This is a genomic window from Streptomyces sp. NPDC007917 (assembly GCF_042959105.1).
In the GTDB taxonomy this organism is placed as follows: domain Bacteria; phylum Actinomycetota; class Actinomycetes; order Streptomycetales; family Streptomycetaceae; genus Streptomyces.
The window spans coordinates 339,367-353,146 of record NZ_JBIBKK010000009.1 but is presented as its reverse complement, the minus strand read 5'-3'; the positions used below and the strand labels follow the sequence as shown (position 1 = coordinate 353,146).

The 13,780-nt window shown below is 72.0% G+C and carries 14 protein-coding genes; 9 read left to right on the top strand and 5 right to left on the bottom strand.

All coding sequences use genetic code 11. The features are described from left to right. Positions 1–5 precede the first annotated feature (5 nt). The 5 genes from ACFZDL_RS20995 to ACFZDL_RS20975 all read left to right on the top strand — a co-directional run bounded on the left by ACFZDL_RS20995 (position 6) and on the right by ACFZDL_RS20975 (position 3,525). A complete protein-coding gene (locus tag ACFZDL_RS20995) occupies positions 6–380 on the top strand; it encodes an ATP-binding protein (protein WP_353588004.1) in 375 nt (124 codons plus the stop codon). 107 nt (positions 381–487) lie between these two features. After that, a complete protein-coding gene (locus tag ACFZDL_RS20990; RefSeq protein WP_353588002.1) occupies positions 488–622 on the top strand; it encodes a hypothetical protein in 135 nt (44 codons plus the stop codon). A 14-nt stretch (positions 623–636) separates the two neighbouring features. Then, the gene (locus tag ACFZDL_RS20985; RefSeq protein ID WP_353588000.1) at positions 637–1,806 is read left to right on the top strand and encodes a JmjC domain-containing protein; all 1,170 of its coding nucleotides are present in this window, start codon (positions 637–639) and stop codon (positions 1,804–1,806) included. Next, the gene (locus tag ACFZDL_RS20980) at positions 1,803–2,702 is read left to right on the top strand and encodes an aldo/keto reductase (RefSeq protein WP_353587998.1); all 900 of its coding nucleotides are present in this window, start codon (positions 1,803–1,805) and stop codon (positions 2,700–2,702) included. The genes ACFZDL_RS20985 and ACFZDL_RS20980 overlap by 4 nt, the downstream gene beginning before the upstream one ends. A gap of 19 nt (positions 2,703–2,721) precedes the next feature. Then, a complete protein-coding gene (locus tag ACFZDL_RS20975; RefSeq protein ID WP_353587996.1) occupies positions 2,722–3,525 on the top strand; it encodes a hypothetical protein in 804 nt (267 codons plus the stop codon). A gap of 194 nt (positions 3,526–3,719) precedes the next feature. On the opposite strand, the gene otr(A) is transcribed toward ACFZDL_RS20975, so the two are convergent. Next, positions 3,720–5,744 carry a tetracycline resistance ribosomal protection protein Otr(A) gene (otr(A), locus tag ACFZDL_RS20970; protein WP_353587994.1) on the bottom strand — a complete coding sequence of 675 codons (2,025 nt, stop codon included), beginning with the start codon at positions 5,742–5,744 and terminating at the stop codon, positions 3,720–3,722. Between the two features lie 169 nt (positions 5,745–5,913). Next, positions 5,914–6,525, bottom strand: coding sequence for a TetR family transcriptional regulator (locus tag ACFZDL_RS20965; RefSeq protein ID WP_353587992.1), 612 nt, complete (start codon positions 6,523–6,525; stop codon positions 5,914–5,916). Positions 6,526–6,648: 123 nt separating this feature from the next. On the opposite strand from ACFZDL_RS20965, the gene ACFZDL_RS20960 reads away from it, so the two are divergent. Continuing rightward, on the top strand, positions 6,649–7,470 hold the full coding sequence (locus tag ACFZDL_RS20960; protein WP_353587990.1) for an NAD(P)H-binding protein: 822 nt from the start codon (positions 6,649–6,651) through the stop codon (positions 7,468–7,470). Between the two features lie 70 nt (positions 7,471–7,540). On the opposite strand, the gene ACFZDL_RS20955 is transcribed toward ACFZDL_RS20960, so the two are convergent. After that, positions 7,541–8,623, bottom strand: coding sequence for a Ku protein (locus ACFZDL_RS20955; protein ID WP_353587988.1), 1,083 nt, complete (start codon positions 8,621–8,623; stop codon positions 7,541–7,543). A 32-nt stretch (positions 8,624–8,655) separates the two neighbouring features. Here ACFZDL_RS20955 and ligD point away from each other — a divergent pair, with 32 nt between their 5' ends. Further along, positions 8,656–9,558, top strand: coding sequence for a non-homologous end-joining DNA ligase (ligD, locus tag ACFZDL_RS20950; RefSeq protein WP_353587986.1), 903 nt, complete (start codon positions 8,656–8,658; stop codon positions 9,556–9,558). A gap of 76 nt (positions 9,559–9,634) precedes the next feature. Then, complete coding sequence (locus ACFZDL_RS20945) at positions 9,635–10,552, top strand: ATP-dependent DNA ligase (RefSeq protein ID WP_353587984.1); 918 nt, start codon at positions 9,635–9,637, stop codon at positions 10,550–10,552. Positions 10,553–10,630: 78 nt separating this feature from the next. Here the strand turns inward: ACFZDL_RS20945 and ACFZDL_RS20940 are convergent, their stop codons facing one another. Both ACFZDL_RS20940 and ACFZDL_RS20935 read right to left on the bottom strand, forming a co-directional pair. Continuing rightward, positions 10,631–11,578, bottom strand: a complete 948-nt coding sequence (locus ACFZDL_RS20940; protein WP_353587983.1) for a pyridoxal-phosphate dependent enzyme — start codon at positions 11,576–11,578, stop codon at positions 10,631–10,633. A gap of 52 nt (positions 11,579–11,630) precedes the next feature. Next, on the bottom strand, positions 11,631–12,467 hold the full coding sequence (locus ACFZDL_RS20935; protein WP_353587981.1) for a class I SAM-dependent methyltransferase: 837 nt from the start codon (positions 12,465–12,467) through the stop codon (positions 11,631–11,633). A gap of 229 nt (positions 12,468–12,696) precedes the next feature. Here ACFZDL_RS20935 and ACFZDL_RS20930 point away from each other — a divergent pair, with 229 nt between their 5' ends. Further along, a complete protein-coding gene (locus ACFZDL_RS20930; RefSeq protein WP_353587979.1) occupies positions 12,697–13,773 on the top strand; it encodes a trypsin-like peptidase domain-containing protein in 1,077 nt (358 codons plus the stop codon). Positions 13,774–13,780: the final 7 nt, after the last annotated feature.

Genomic DNA, 13,780 nt, shown 5'->3' with positions numbered 1-13,780 from the left:
AGACGATGCCCGCTGAGGAGGCATCCGCCCGCCGGGCACGGCTGCTTGTCTCCGCCGCGCTGCATACGTGGGATATAGCGGCTCTGGTCGACTCCGGCGTCCTGGTCGTGGACGAGTTGGTCGCCAACGTCGTACGTCACACGGCCTGTCGTCTGCTGCGGGTGCGGGTGACCCGGGCGGGCGCCAGGCGCGTGCGTATTTGCGTCACCGACAAATCCCGCACCCCACCCGACACGGGCCGCCCACTCACCGACGACACCGAACACGGGCGTGGCCTGGCCCTGGTCGACGCCGTCTCCCACTCCTGGGGCTATGACCTGCATCGCTGGGGCAAGACGGTCTGGGCGGAGCTGCGCATCAAGGCGGAGGGGGAGCAGTGACCCCGACGCCGACGAGCCTCTTTCTGGCGCTGAATCCGGCCGTCGGCGCATTCACAGACTTCCCGCCGGGACCCCGGTGGAAGAACCGATAAGAGAAGGAGCACGGCATGAACGAGAACGCCCCGCAGACCACGGCCGGTGACGGTCTGCTGGTCGCCCGCACGTCCATCGTCGCCGCACGGTCCCGCGCCGAGCAGCCGTCCGACGGTGGCAGCACGGGCGTCTCCGACAGCAACGACTGAACGGAGCCGCGCCCGTGACCACCTTCTCCAAGGTGGTCGACTGCCTCGGCGGGGGTTTCCTCGCCGGGGCTTTCGGCCGCCGGCATCGCGTATGGACCGGTGTCGGAGACTTCTCCGGCCTTCTTTCCTGGGACGACATCAACGACATCATGACGCGGGGGAGGTTGAAGCCTCCCCGCCTACGCCTGCACCGTGACGGCGAACTCGTCCATTGGCAGAGCTATGCCAGCCCAGTAACGACCCGGCGCAGCACCGTGTGGCAGCGCATCCAGCCGTCCCGGCTGCACGAGCAGTTGCGGGAAGGGTCCTCGCTCGTCCTGGACGCTGTGGACGAGCTGCACGCCCCCGTCGAGGCACTGACCCGTGATCTGGAGCAGGTATTCCGGAGCCACATCCAGGTCAATGCCTACGCCTCGTGGACATCTCGCGAAGGCTTTGGTACGCACTGGGATGACCACGACGTGGTGGTGTTCCAGGTGGAGGGCTCGAAGCGGTGGCGGATCTACGGGCCGACCCGAGTCAATCCGCTCTACCGGGATCTGGAAGCCCCCGGAGCACCGACCGGCGAGCCCTTGGCTGAACTGTCGCTACGCGCGGGCGACATGCTGTATCTCCCGCGCGGCTGGTGGCACGCAGTGGCCGCCACCGAGGGCCGGTCCCTGCACCTGACGTGCGGGCTCCAGACCACGACCGGCGCCGATCTCCTCGCGTGGCTCTCGGAGCGCCTGCGCGGCTCGGAAACCATCCGGGCGCACCTGCCCATGTTCGGCAGCGACCAGGACCAGTCCACCTATCTCGACGTCGTTCGTAAAGAGGTTGCTGAGGCCCTGCACGACGGTGTGATCCGGGAGTTCCTCGACGTTCGCGACGCAACCGATCCGGGGCGCCTGATGCCCTCCCTGCCGTTCCTCGACGGTATCCCCGCCGAAGACGACCTAGTGGTCCGGTTCACCACCGCGCGGGCTCGGACCACGGTCAACGACGAGGGCCAGGTGATCCTCCGGACCGGTGGCGAGGAGTGGACATTTGCTGCTCTCGTCGCTCCCGTACTCGAACCGCTCGCCGCGGGGCACTCGGTCTCTCTCGGCGATCTGGCGCAGGCGGCTGGGCTGACCACGGCGCAGGTCGCGTCCGTCGTGACCGAGCTGGTGTCTGCCAACGTAGCGGCGGTGAGCCACCGGTGACACCGGATCTCGCGCTCGGCACGTACCACTGCCGGGACATCCCCCGGGCGGCGGTCCACGCCGTCGCCCGGGGGGCTTCCTGGATCGATACTGCGCCCAACTACCGAGCCGGACAGGCCCACGCCCTGCTCGTCGCCGCTCTCCCTCAGCATCTGCACGTGCGGGTCTCCACGAAGACAGGATTCTTCGCCCAGGAGGAAGCTGAGGCCGCCGTCAACGCAGGAGTCCTCACCCGTGAGCAGGCGGCGGCCGGCCACAGCCTCACTGCGGGTTTTCTCCGCTGGCAAACGTCCCGCTCCCTCAACGTCCTCGGCCGCGCCGACGTGGTGTTCGTGCACAACCCCGAACGCGCCATCGACGACCGCGAGGTGCTGCATTCGCTGCTACGGGACGCCTTCGCTGTCCTGGAGGAGTTCGCGGACGCGGGGCGTATCGGTGGGTACGGCGTCGCCACCTGGTCCGGCCTGGACTCCGGCGCACTTACCGTGCCGGAAATCCTCGCTCTGGCGCGGGAGGCGGCTGGTACGGCTGGACATCACCTGCGGGCGGTCCAATTGCCGGTAAGTCTCGTCATGGCCCGGCCGATCAGCTCCGCCCTGGACGGGCGTGGCCCCCTCGTACACGCCCACGCGGCAGGGCTCGACACCTTCGTCTCCTCGCCCCTGCACGGCGGGGAGCTTCCGGGAATGGTCACGCCAGAACTCGCCGAGCTGATCGAACCTGGCCTCACCCCTGCTCAAGCGGCCTTGCGTGCCGTCGCATCCACCCCAGGAGTCACACGGGTTCTCCTCGGCACGCACAACCCGGCACACTGGGATGCCGCCGCCCACACGCTAGCGCTGCCCCCGATCCCACTCAGCACCCTTCGGAAGGTTCTCGATGTTCTCGGTACCTAACGAACCCACCGCGAACCGGATGCGTACCGCGAGGAGCGCCGCCTGCGCGGCCCTGGGCGTACACGATACGACGCAGAGTCCGGTCTGGGGCTACAACGGCCGCACTCTCTCCGGCGCTGTCGTCACCACTGGGAAGAAAAGCTGGCTCCGTCTGGTCAGCGAAGCCGCCGGCCGCGCCCACGGGAAGCTCTGGGACGGCCCGAAAGCCGCCCAGGAAACCCTCCCGGACGACATCCCGCGCCCCGGGCTGCATCGCGTCTACGACTGGCACGAAGACGGCTGGGCCTACCGCGCCGAGCTGTACGAGCACACCACGCTCTCCACCGTCTCCCGCAGCCCCGTCCTCGACGCCGAGCCGGACCTTCCCGAGCCCTGGTGGAAGAACCTGCATGGCGTGGTCGACACCCTGGCCGCTGTCCCCACCGACCGCGTGGCGGTACGCGAGAAGTACATCCGCCGCGCCGTACCCGAGTTCACCGGCCACGACCTCGGCAACACGATCGAGTGGTCCACCGCCCACGGGGATTTCCACTGGGCCAACCTCGCGGGCCCGGACCTCACTATTTTCGACTGGGAGGGCTGGGGCACCGCGCCCGTCGGGTGGGATGCCGCGCAGCTCTACATCTACGCCCTCCAGGCCCCGGAAACCGCAGCACGCGTCCGCCAGGTGCTCGCGCCTATCCTGGACGACCCCAAGGCCCGCGTCGCCGAACTGACGGTGTGCGCCCAGGTGCTTCAGGCCGCCAACCGGACCCCGTTCTATGCCGCACTCGCCGAGCCTGTACGCCGCCACCTACGCGCCCTGGAGCACCGCGCGGCGTGATCCGCCCGTACCCGAGCGCCCCGCCATCTCTCCCGTGGGGGGCAGGGCGTCGTCGCGTGCGGGGCAAAGGAAAGACCCTCGTGGTGTGTGAGAAGGGCGGCGAGCTGCTGCGCAAGGCCGCGCGGGCGGGGGTGTGCCGCATCGTCCACCGACCTCACCTTGACCACCCCCGCCAGCAGCGCCACCCAGTTCCTCTACACCGCGGCTCCCGGCATCTGACCGGGGCCGGTGCGGCGGTCCCGCCCCGGGCCCAGCGGGCGGTCCCCGGACGGCCGGGACCACCACACGCCCTCGCCGCGCGTGAGCCCCGGCAGCCACCGCTTCACGCCGTGCAGCTCCCGGGCCGGAATCCGGCCTTCGAGCAGCCAGACCGGCACCCCGCCCGACGTCTCCTCGACGGCGGTGATGTCGGCCTCCGCCGCGGTCAGCTGCCCGGTGACCGGGGCCAGCGCGTCGTGCGGGATCTCCAGCTCGAAGGCGTGGCACGGCTCGTACACCCGCGTCCCCGCGGCGCGCAGCGCCCGCTCCAGCACCACCGGGGTCAGGCCACGGAAGTCGCCCGCGGTGCTGACGGGGCTGGAGAAGCCGGAGCGGATGAGGGTGACGAGACAGTCGGTCACCGGCCGGCCTTCGTGGCCCTGGAGGAGGGTGTCGTGCACGGTCTCCTCGATGGCGTGGTGGAAGGCGCGGGGCAGCGCGCCCAGTTCGGTCTCGTACCGGAAGGTCACCCCGGAGCCGGCCGGGGAGGGCTCGACGCGCAGTCCGATGGTGGCCCAGAAGCCGGTGTGATGGCGCCTGGCCATCTCCTCGCACGCCTCGCCGACGCCCACGGGCCGCTCGACGTGGACCGGCCGGCTCGGCTCGAAGACGGCCTCGATGCCGAAGTCACGGGCGAGCGTCGCCCCGATGATCTCCTTTTGGACCTCGCCGTACAGCAGCACCGAGGTGGCGCCGCCCGGCAGGGCGCGGGTGTGGATCAGCGGGTCCTGGTCGGCCAGGCTCAGCAGCGCGGCGTGCAGCCGCGCGGCGGGGCCAGGGCCGGGCTCGCGCGCGCGGACGACCGTGCTCAGGCTGGGCGCGGCGAAGTGCGGCTGGTCGGGGCCCTGGGCGGAGCCGGGGCTGCTTCCGGTGCCCGGGTCGGCGTGAGGGTCGGTGTCGGCCCGGCCGAGCCGGTCGCCGACCCGTACCTCGGGCAGGCCCCGCACCTTGCCGATGTTCCCGGCGGTCAGCCGCCCGGCGTCCGCCTCCGCGCCGGCCCGGCCGATGACATCGAGCGAGGTGATCTGGCCGCCGTACTCGACGAACGAGCCGCCCGGCCCCCGGCGGTGGAACCTCACCTTCTGCCGTACGGCCAACTCGCCCGCGAACAGCCGCAGATAGGCGGTCTTTCCCCCGCTCCCGCCCCGCCGCTCGACGGCGAAGACCGTCCCGTACGGGGCCGCCGCGTGTTCCGCCGCCACGGTCGCGGGCGGCAGCAGGCGCGCCATCCCGCGGGCGAGCGCGCCGACGCCCTGGCCGCTGAGCGCCGAGCCGAAGAACACCGGGTGGACGCGGCAGTCCGCCGTGCCCCCGGCCAGCGCGGCCCGCAGCTCGGCGGGCGTGGGCGGCGGTCCGTCCACGACGCGGGCGAGCAGCGCGTCGTCGGTCTCGGCCAGCGCCTCGGCCACCTGGGCGCGGAAGCCGGCGTCGTCGAGCGACCGGGGCACGGCGCGGGCGCCCCGCGCGCCCAGGTCCCGTACGGCCGTCATCGCGACGAGGTGCGGGGCCAGCTTGTGCCGGATGTCCGCCAGCAGCCCCTGGTCGCGGGCGCCCGCGCGGTCGATCTTGTTGACGAAGAGCAGGGTCGGCAGCCGCAGCCGGCGCAGCGTCTTCATCAGCACACGGGTCTGCGCCTGGACGCCCTCCACCGCGGACAGCACCAGCACCGCGCCGTCGAGCACCCCGAGGGCGCGCTCGACCTCGGCGATGAAGTCCGAGTGGCCGGGTGTGTCGATCAGGTTGATCTGCGCCGACCCCACGGTGAACGAGGCGACCGCCGAGCGCACGGTGATACCGCGCTCGCGCTCGATGTCGCCCGTGTCGGTCTGGGTGGTGCCGCTGTCGACGCTGCCGAGGCGGTCGATGGCGCCGTGGTCGAAGAGCAGACGCTCGGTGAGACTGGTCTTACCGGCGTCGACGTGCGCCAGGATGCCGATGTTCAGGGTGTGCGAAATGGGCATGCGGGTGGAAGTCCTCGAGAACTGTCGTCCGGTGGGGGCGCGGGGTAGTTCCGAGGAATCGGCGCATCGCATGCTCCTGACTGGGCGTCGGACGGACGCGGCAATCCTGGGCAGCGGGTACGGCCCGGTCAACCGAATTACGGCCGTACGGGCGGCCGTGAGACCGCGGCTACGCGAGGTGGCGGACGATCCGGCGCACCTGCTCGGTGTAGTGCTCGCGGAACTCCGGCGAGTCCGGGTCCACGCCGAAGAGCTGCCGTACGACGTGCTGCATCGCGACCGGCGCCGAGACCAGGCTCATGAACAGCAGCATCGCGGCGGCCGGGTCGATGTCGTCGGCCAGCTCGCCGTTCGCCTGGCGGCGCCGCAGCCCGGAGAGTTCTTCGGGGTCCTGCTCCACCGCGCCGCCGGTGAGGCCGTTCCACAGGTTGAGGCGGGTGGGGCGGGGGTCGGCGAAGGTCTCGTCGAGGTAGCGCACGATGAGCTCGTCGAGGGGGAGGGCCGGGTCGGCGATGGTCTCCTCGCGCCGCAGCCACTGGGCGTGCAGCTCGCGGTAGAGCCCTTCCTTGCCGCCGAAGTAGTAGCTGATCAGCTGCTTGTTGAGCCCGGCACGGTCCGCGATGTCCTGGACGCGGGCGCCCGCGAACCCCTTCTCGGCGAACTCGTCCATCGCGGCGTCCAGCAGCAGCCGCCGGGAGCGCTCGGGGTCGAGCCTGCGCTCCGCCGGCGCGGGGGCGCGGCGGGGCTTCTTCGGCGGTTCCTGCGGCGCTCTCTCCTTCACCTGATCAGGCTATCCGTAGCTGTCGCCGACTTCACCCATCTATTTGTTTGACAACTTCATCCGGATGGATGAATTGTGGGGCCGGTCAGAGTCAACGACACAGCAGAACAAGGAGAACCCGTCATGATCGTGGTGACCGGAGCCACCGGAAACGTCGGCAGGCATGTGGTGGACGAGCTGGTCGCGGCGGGCGCGGAGGTCCGCGCGCTGACCCGTGACCCCGAGGCGGCGCGGCTGCCCGAGGGGGTCCAGGCGGCACGCACCGCGGACCTTCCGCTGGACGGCGCGGACGCGATCTTCCTCAACCCGGCGGTGGTGTGGGAGCAGGGCCCCGGCGAGCTGCTGCGCAAGGCCGAGCAGGCGGGGGTGCGGCGTATCGTCACGCTCTCCTCCTCGGCCGCGGTGCACCCCGGCCCGGGCAATCCCATCGGCAACCACCACCATGAGCTGGAGACCGAGATCGAGGCCTCGGCGCTGGCCTGGACGCATGTGCGGCCGGGCGCCTTCGCCTCGAACGCGCTGCAGTGGGTGGAGCAGATCCGCAAGGGCGACGTGGTGCACGGTCCGTACGCCCAGGCCCACACGGCACCCATCCACGAGGACGACATCGCGGCCGTCGCCGCCCGCGCCCTGCTCAGCGAGGACTACGCGGGCCAGGCGCCGGTGCTGTCCGGGCCGGGGTCGCTGACCTTCGCGGAGCAGGTGGCCATCATCGGCGAGGCCCTCGGGCGGCCGCTGCGGTACGAGGAGATCCCGCCGGAGGCGGCCCGGGAGGCGATGACCGGTGGCGGTGTGCCGGCGGACATCGCGGACTCGCTGCTGCGGATGTTCGCGGAGTCGGTCGGCCGCCCGGCCGAGATCTCCCCGGAGACCGAGCGGATCACCGGGCGTCCGGGGCGTACCTTCGCCCAGTGGGCGAGCGACCGCGCGGCCGCGTTCAGCTGACGCCTTCGTAAGGGGGGTCCGGCTGCGGTCCGGCGGCGGTCAGGAAGTGGCGGCCACCATCCCGCCCCGGTCAGGAGGCTGTCCGGCCGCCCGCCCGTTTGCCGGTGGCCTGCTTCTTGGCGGGGGCCTTCTTGGCCGCCGCCTTCTTCGCCGTGGTCTTCGCGGCGCCGCCCTTGGCGCCGCCCTTCGCGTCGGCCTTCTCGGCGCCCTTCGTGGCGCTCTTCTTCGCCGCCCCGGCGGCCCGCTTCCCGGCCGGGGCCTTCTTCTCGGGCGCGGCGGCCTTCTTGCGCGCCCGGAGCGGGTGGACCGTCGCTTCCGCCGCCTCCCCGGTCTCTCCGGCCTCCCCGCCCTCCGCCTGCGCCCCGGCCTCCTCGCCGCGGGCCTCGCGGGCGCTGCGCACGCTGTCGCGCAGCGCCGCCATCAGGTCGACGACCTGGGCCCCGGCCGGGGCCTCGCCGGGCTCGGCGGTGGGCGTGGCGCCGGCCATCTTGGCCGCCACGAGGGCGTCCAGCGCTTCCTGGTACTCGTCGTGCAGCTCGTTCAGGTCCACCTCGCCGAGCGTGTCCATCAGGGTGTCGGCGAGGTCGAGCTCCGCCTCCCGTACCGTCACCTTCTCCTTGGGAGCCACGCCGACCGGGTCGCGCACCTCGTCGGGCCACAGCAGCCGGTGCATCGCGATGGCGTCGCCCACGACGCGCAGCATGCCCAGGCGCTCCCGCCCGCGGTGGGCGTACTTGGTGATGGCGACCTTCTCGCTGCGCTTCAGCGCCTCGCGCAGCAGGGCGTACGGCTTGGCGGCCGCGGGGCCGTTCGCGCCGAGGTAGTAGGCGTCACCCATCTGGAGGGGGTCGATGTCCGCCGCCGAGACGAACGCCTGGATCTCCAGGGCGCGGGTCGTGGGCAGCGGAAGGTGGGCCAGGTCCTCGTCGGTGATCGGGATCAGTGTGCCGTCGGCGTCCTCGTACGCCTTGCCGATCTCCTCCGCGCTGATCGGCTTGTCCTCGAGCTCGCAGACCTTGCGGTAGCGGATCCGGCCGCCGTCCTTGGCGTGCACCTGCCGGAAGGAGACGGAGTGGTCCTCGGTCGCCGGATACATCTTGATCGGGATGCTGACCAGGCCGAAGGAGATATTCCCATTCCAGATGGACCGCATGCTTTTGATCCCTTTCGTGAGATTCTTATCGTATGTCCCCAATTGCGGAGGTGGAGGGGCGGCGCATCGCGCTCAGTAACCTCGACAAGGTGCTCTATCCGGACACGGGCACCACCAAGGGAGAGCTGCTGCACTACCTGGCGTCCGCCGCCGGCCCGCTCCTGCGCCATCTGCGCGGCCGGCCGCTGGCGTTCCTCCGCTTTCCGGACGGCTCCGACGGACAGATGTTCTTCACCAAGAACCCGCCCCCGGGCACGCCCGACTGGGTGGAGACGGCCGAGGTGTCCCGCCACGAGGGGGAGACCGCCCGCCAGATCCTCGTCCAGGACCTCGCCTCGCTGATGTGGGCCGGAAACCTGGTTGTCGAATTCCACGCCCCCATGTGGCGCGCCGATCGCGACACCGGCCTCGCCGACCGCCTCGTCTTCGACCTCGACCCGGGCCCGCCCGCCACGATCGTGCACTGCTGCGCCGTCGCCGAGTGGCTGCGCGAGCGGCTGCGCGCCGACGGGCTGTCCGCGTACGCCAAGACCAGCGGCTCCAAGGGGCTGCATCTGCTGGTTCCGGTGGAGCCGACCTCCTCCAGGCGGACCACCGGCTACGCCAGGAAGCTCGCCCTGGAGGCCACGGCCGCCGTGCCCGGCCTGGTGACCTCCAAGATGACCCGTTCGCTGCGGCCCGGGAAGGTGTTCGTCGACTTCAGCCAGAACGCCGCCGCGAAGACGACCGCCGCCCCCTACACCGCCCGCGCGCGCCGTGAGCCGACCGTCTCCACGCCCGTCACCTGGGGTGAGGTCGAGGGGTGCGAGGACCCCGCGCAACTGGTCTTCCGGATCGACGACATCACCCCCCGCCTTGACCGCCACGGCGACCTGCTGCAATCCCTCCTGGACCCGGACCTGGCCCGCCCCCTGCCCACAGGGGGCGCACCGTGACGCCCGCGCCCGCGCCCGCACCCGCGGCGGCGCCCGGAGCCGGGGGATGATTCCGCGCTGGGGTCCGCCCTCGCGGATGCCGTTGCTGCCGCCCGTGGAGGTGGCGCTGGCCCGTCCCGTGCATGCATTCCCCGACCCGGCGGGGAAGCGGCTGGCGTATGAGCCGAAGTTCGACGGCCACCGCGTGCTGATCTTCCGTACGGAGGGCGACGTCCTGATGCAGGCCCGCTCCGGCCGCATCGTCACCACGGCGTTCCCCGATCTGCGGGCCGCCGCCGAGCGGCTTCCGGTCGGTACGGTCCTGGACGGCGAGGTCGTCGTGTGGACGGGCGGCCGTACGGACTTCGCCGCCGTCCAGAAGCGCGCGGCGGCCACCCGCGCCCGCGCCGCCCGGCTCGCCCGCGAACTCCCCGCCTCCTACGCCGCCTTCGACCTGCTGGCCGCCGGGGGCGAGGATCTGCGCCCCCTGGCGTACGAGCGGCGCCGTGCCCGGCTCGTCGCCCTGCTGGAGCCGTACGGGCCGCCGCTGCAGTCCGTCCCCATGACCACCGACCCCGAGACCGCCGCCACCTGGTACGACACCCTTCCGGCGATCGGCGTCGAGGGGCTGGTCATCAAGAGCCTCGGCCAGCCCTACCGGGCGGGCCGCCACTGGTGGAAGCTGCGGCACTCCGAGACGCGGGACGCCGTGGTGGTCGGTGTCGTCGGCCCCCGCTACCACCCGCGCTCGCTCGCCCTGGTGCTGCCGGGCGACGACGACCCCGTGGTCTCCACCCCGCTCTCCCCGGCCGTGCGCGCCCAGATCACGGCCGCGCTGCGCGCCCTGCCCGCCGCGCCCGAGCCCCCTGAACCCACCCTCCCCACCGCCACGGACATGGTGGGCACCGAGATCTCGTACCGGCCGGTGGCCCCGGAGCTGATGGTCGAGGTACGGCGGGACAGCACCGCCCGCCACGCGGCGACCACGGTGGTGCGGCTGCGCGCGCCGGAGTAGCCGTCGGCTTTTGCGGTGAGTTTGGGACAGCGACACGCCGATGCGACGGCGTGTCGCTGTCCCGAACTCACCGCGAACTCACGGGACGGGGTCGGCCGGCCCCGTGATCACGGCCGTGACTCGGCTCCCCGGCGGCAGTCGCTCACCGCCCGCCAGGTCGTACACGCACCGCAGCATCTTGGCGACGTAGCGGCGCTCCACGGCCAGGCCGTGCCGCGCCTCGAAGTCCTCGGCGAAGGCGGCGAGCCCGGCGGGGACGCGGCCGTAGCCGCCGCCGTGGTGGTCGTGGTCGATCCGCCAGTTCGCGAAGGCGCGCCCCCACCCCCGCTCGTGCAGCCGCGTCACCTCGCCGTCCAGGTAGCGGGCGCCCCGCACCACCGCGACCCCCAGCGCACGGGCGCCCTCGGGGAGCGCGGCGGCGATCCCGGCCAGCGTGCCGCCGGTGCCCACCGCGCAGCACACCACATCGCCCGGCCCGAGGTCGGGCAGATCCCCGGCGAGCTCCGCGACGATCTCCGCCGCCCCGCGCGCCGCCGCCACGTTCGTACCGCCCTCGGGCAGCACATAGCACCGGCCCCACCGCTCCGTGAGCACCCGGACGGTCTCCAGCTCGGCCAGCCCGCGCAGCGTCTCCCGGAAGCGCGCCCGCTCCCAGAACGCCAGCTCCATCCCGTATCCCTCGGCCCGCGCCAAGGACCAGTTGCGCTCGGACCGGGCCAGCTCGTCGCCCCGTATGACCCCCACCGTCCCCAGCCCCACCGCGGCCCCGGCGGCGGCCACGGCGCGGATGTGGTTGGAGTACGCGCCGCCGAAGGTCAGCAGCCGCGAGTGCCCCTGGTCGAGGGCGGCCTTCAGGTTGGGGGCCAGCTTGCGCCACTTGTTGCCGGGCACCGCCGGGTGTACGAGGTCGTCCCGCTTCAGCCGCAGCTCCACGCCGCGGGCGGCCAGCCGCTCGTCGTGCACCCGCTGCAGCGGGGACGGCAGCCGGGGCGCGAGGGCGACGGCGGGGTCGACGGGCGTGCTCATCCGTCCATTCTGCCCGGTTAGGTCCGGAGGTCCGGAGGTCCCTAGGGGCCCGTCAGGCGAATCGCGCGATGGCGGTCATGGTCGGCCGCATGTTCCGCAGGGCGGGCAGCCGGTACAGCACCGGCGTCAGCGCCCCGAAGTACGGGCCCCGGCCGCGCGGCAGGTGCAGCTCGCGCACGTCGACGACGGCCGGATGGGCCGTACGCACCTTCCGCAGCTCGCCCGCGTTCAGGCCCCACGGCATGGCGGGCATGCGGTAGTTCCGCGAGGTGCGCGTCTGGGCGCGCTGGGTGCCGGCGCTGAGCCAGCGGGGGACGGCGTCGAAGACCAGCGCCCCGCCCCGGAACCGCTCGGCGCACGCCGCGATCACCTCCCGCGCCTGGGGCGGGCGCAGATACATCAGCAGCCCCTGGGCGGTGATCAGCACCCCGCGTGCGGTGTCGACCTCGTCCATCCAGGACAGGTCGAGCACGGACTGGGCCAGGGTGCGCCGCCGTTCGGTATCGGGCAGCAGGGTGCGGCGCAGTTCGGCGGTCTCCGGGAGCTCGACGCACAGCCAGTGCGCCCGGCCGTTGTCGACCCGCCAGAACTGGGTCTCCAGGCCCTCGGCGAGGTTGACGACGGTGCCGGTCGGGTGGTCGGCGAGGAAGGACTGTACGGCGGCGTCGAAGGTCCGTACGCGCAGCGCCTGGCCCTGGGCGAGCAGCGGGTGGGGTGGGCCGAAGGTCTTCTCGAAGGGGAAGTCGAGGCGGTCGACGATCTCGATGGCCTTGGGGTCGTGGAGCACCGTCCGGGGCTGCCGGGCCTCGTACGCCCGGTGGTAGAGGTTCCATAGCAGGGTCTCGGGGACGGGGCCGAGCCGCACGGGCACCTTCTCCTGGTTGACCACGATTCCTTGTCTCCTTCCGGTCGTGTATCCCGGCGAGTACCGCCGCGAACGCTAATGGTCCGGTTGGCCGGGATGGGGGCGCCCACGCCGTATGAGATCAAATCGGAACCGGCGGGCGGAAGTTGGCGCGCCGACTGGGCCCATTGGCTGAGGGGCGCGCCGCATGTCTCCCCTATGCTGGGAGCCGTGCCGCAGGGCATTGCTCAGCTCCCAGCCGTTGGTGGTTCGAATGCCGCACTTTCTCGACGCACTGCCCTTCGACTGGAGCAGGCCGGAGTCGCGTGAACTGCACGACTTTCTCGCGGGGGTCCATTTCCGGGAAGGGCCGGTCGTCGAGTTCGCGGTGCGGGCGGGGGTGAAACCGGCGACGGTCGCATGGGACCGGCCGATGCATTCCGTCTGGCACGACCTGATCACCAAGGCCCGTAACCAGAATCGGCTGCGCGCGCTGCTCGAACAAGTGGCGGAAAACGATGAGGCGGTGGCGCTGCGGCTGCGGGAGCTGATGGCGGCGGAACCGGTGGTGGAGGCCCCGGTGGCCGGCTACGCGGGGGTGGCCTGGAAGGGGTTCGACGCCCGTGAGGCGTGGGAGCGGCAGATCTTCGACGAGTCGACCCTGCTCGATGTGGCGTTCATGCGGCGCGGGGTCGAGCTCGCCCCGGCCGTGGTGCGGCTGCTGGTGACGCTGGGGAGCGGCCGGGCGTACGGGACCGCGTTCCGGATCGGCGCCGACCTGCTGCTGACCAATCACCACGTCCTCTACGACATCGGCTCCGGCCCCGGTCCTGGCCCCGACCCCGACTCCGGCCCCGGCCCTGCGGGCGGCGCGCCCGCGACGCGGGTCGAGGCATGGCTGCACTACGAACTCGACACCGCCGCCCGGCACCGCGCCCACACCGTGGTGCGCTGCCGCCCCGAGACGATCACCGGCGACCCGGCACACGACTGGGCCGTGGTCCGGACGGAGGGTCCGCTGCCGGACGACATTCCCGTTGTCGCGTTGGCGGATGCCGAGCCCGTCTCGGTCGGCGAGCGGGTCTATGTCATTCAGCATCCGCACGGCGGGGTGAAGAAGATAGGAATGCACCACAACGTCGTCCGCCATGTCGATGACGATGTGATCCAGTACTGGACCGACACCGAGGCCGGTTCCTCCGGCTCGCCCGTCTTCAATGAGCGGTGGCAGTTGGTCGGGCTGCACCATCAATGGGTGGCGGTCGAGGAATTCGGGAAGCGGGAATTCCGTAATCAGGGGCGCCGGATATCCCGGGTGGCGGAGGGACTTGCCTCGGCCGGGGTGCTGTGAGTGGTGT

Bases quoted from the DNA above. Each gene is read 5' to 3' on its own strand.
- ACFZDL_RS20990 (WP_353588002.1), top strand. From the start codon at position 488: ATGAACGAGAACGCCCCGCAGACCACGGCCGGTGACGGTCTGCTGGTC.
- ACFZDL_RS20975 (WP_353587996.1), top strand. From the start codon at position 2,722: ATGCGTACCGCGAGGAGCGCCGCCTGCGCGGCCCTGGGCGTACACGAT.
- ACFZDL_RS20995 (WP_353588004.1), top strand. From the start codon at position 6: ATGCCCGCTGAGGAGGCATCCGCCCGCCGGGCACGGCTGCTTGTCTCC.
- ACFZDL_RS20960 (WP_353587990.1), top strand. From the start codon at position 6,649: ATGATCGTGGTGACCGGAGCCACCGGAAACGTCGGCAGGCATGTGGTG.
- ligD (WP_353587986.1), top strand. From the start codon at position 8,656: ATGTCCCCAATTGCGGAGGTGGAGGGGCGGCGCATCGCGCTCAGTAAC.
- ACFZDL_RS20930 (WP_353587979.1), top strand. From the start codon at position 12,697: ATGCCGCACTTTCTCGACGCACTGCCCTTCGACTGGAGCAGGCCGGAG.
- ACFZDL_RS20940 (WP_353587983.1), bottom strand. From the start codon at position 11,578: ATGAGCACGCCCGTCGACCCCGCCGTCGCCCTCGCGCCCCGGCTGCCG.
- ACFZDL_RS20955 (WP_353587988.1), bottom strand. From the start codon at position 8,623: ATGCGGTCCATCTGGAATGGGAATATCTCCTTCGGCCTGGTCAGCATC.
- ACFZDL_RS20945 (WP_353587984.1), top strand. From the start codon at position 9,635: ATGCCGTTGCTGCCGCCCGTGGAGGTGGCGCTGGCCCGTCCCGTGCAT.